At 36.4% G+C, this 286-nt stretch carries 1 protein-coding gene and 1 pseudogene; both read left to right on the forward strand.

Annotation, left to right across the window (positions count from 1 at the left end; translation table 11 throughout):
• On the forward strand, window positions 1-115 hold a 115-nt coding region (locus FDW96_RS12815; protein ID WP_256376117.1), incomplete at its 5' end, for a Rep family protein.
• A gap of 53 nt (window positions 116-168) precedes the next feature.
• Window positions 169-286 (forward strand): annotated as a pseudogene (locus FDW96_RS12820) (IS6 family transposase); the annotation flags it as partial.

The raw sequence follows: 286 nt of genomic DNA on the forward strand, positions 1-286 counted from the left end.
ATATTTCACGTTTTTACTGTATCCAGAAAGTATTCCAAGTGGCTGGCTAGATAAGTTGGAATTAATCGGTGTTCCTATCGCTGTTAGCCCTCTAGGTTCTGTTGCAAAGTTTTAAATCTACTATCAAATAAGGTAGAATAATAGAAAAAGATAGCAGGAGGAATGACGATGAATCATTTTAAAGGAAAGCAATTTCAGCAGGATGTGATTATTGTAGCCGTGGGCTACTATCTTCGTTATAACCTTAGCTATCGTGAAGTTCAAGAAATCTTATATGATCGTGGCA

This window comes from Citrobacter sp. TBCS-15, assembly GCF_005280815.1.
GTDB classification, from domain to species: Bacteria; Pseudomonadota; Gammaproteobacteria; order Enterobacterales; family Enterobacteriaceae; genus Citrobacter; species Citrobacter werkmanii.